This window comes from Acinetobacter sp. UBA2063, assembly GCF_002333245.1.
Classification (GTDB): Bacteria; Pseudomonadota; Gammaproteobacteria; order Pseudomonadales; family Moraxellaceae; genus Acinetobacter; species Acinetobacter parvus.
The window spans coordinates 1-1,182 of record NZ_DDAH01000004.1 but is presented as its reverse complement, the minus strand read 5'-3'; the positions used below and the strand labels follow the sequence as shown (position 1 = coordinate 1,182).

Here is a 1,182-nt window from a genome sequence, read left to right as displayed (position 1 = left end):
TGCTGCACAGCAGTTAGCAAAATTCCAAACGATTGGTTCATTTGCAAAATTTGCAGTAGTGATTAGTGCTGCATTGGCGGGTCTTGTTTGGGCTAAACGTCATGTAAGTCAACAATATCGTGCCCGTAACCAAGTTGAAAAAGCTATCAATGTTGCTTTGATCCTTTGTTCTGGGGTAGCGATTCTTACAACTGTTGGTATCGTTCTTTCAATGCTTAGTGAAGCATTACACTTTTTCAAATTTGTAAGTCCTGTTGATTTCTTCTTCGGAACAGAGTGGAACCCTGGCTTTAGTACCACAGGTAATGCCGAAGGTAGCTACGGTATTCTCCCATTAATTTGGGGGACTTTGATGGTGAGTGGTATAGCACTACTCGTTGCTGTACCTGTGGGCTTGATGATTGCGATTTATTTAGCGGAATACGCTTCCTCTCGCTTACGTTCTTGGGCTAAACCAACAATTGAAGTTCTAGCGGGTATTCCGACGATTGTTTACGGTGTGTTTGCACTCATGGTGATTGGCCCATTCTTTAAGATGGTCGGTGAAAGCATCGGTGTGAACATCAACGCAACAAGTGCATTAACTGCTGGTTTTGTCATGGGAATTATGATCATCCCATTTGTCTCATCTTTATCCGACGACATTATTACGCAAGTTCCTCGTGCCTTACGTGATGGTTCACTGGGCTTAGGGGCAACTAAATCGGAAACGATTCGTCAGGTGGTTTTACCTGCCGCATTACCGGGGATTGTTGGTGCATTTTTATTGGCTGCATCCCGTGCGATTGGCGAGACGATGATCGTGGTACTTGCTGCCGGAAATAGCCCATTACTACACGTTAATCCATTAGAAGCAGTTTCTACCGTTACAGTGACGATTGTGAACCAGCTTACTGGTGATACTGATTTTGCCAGCCCACAAGCACTGGTGGCATTTGCCCTTGGTCTGACGTTGTTTGTCATCACGTTGGGTTTAAACATTATTGCACTGTACATCGTGCGCAAATATCGTGAGCAATACGAATGAGTTCATCAAATACATCTTCTCTGGATCCGAATAGCTTAGATCCACAAGTGGCTGCTGAACAACGTGAACAGCGCAAAAGAAAAATTCAAAGCTCTTTAGCAAAGCGTCATCGCCGTGAAAAAACATTTCGTTTTGCAGGTTTTTCCGCAGTTGTT

1 protein-coding gene and 1 pseudogene are annotated in these 1,182 nt (G+C 44.0%); both read left to right on the top strand.

Translation table 11 applies throughout. The features are described from left to right. Positions 1–1,027: phosphate ABC transporter permease subunit PstC (gene pstC, locus B4H32_RS00125; RefSeq protein ID WP_286798986.1), on the top strand; the 1,027-nt coding region annotated here is incomplete at its 5' end. Then, positions 1,024–1,182, top strand: a pseudogene (locus tag B4H32_RS00120) (phosphate ABC transporter, permease protein PstA); the annotation flags it as partial. The gene pstC and the pseudogene B4H32_RS00120, both read left to right, overlap by 4 nt.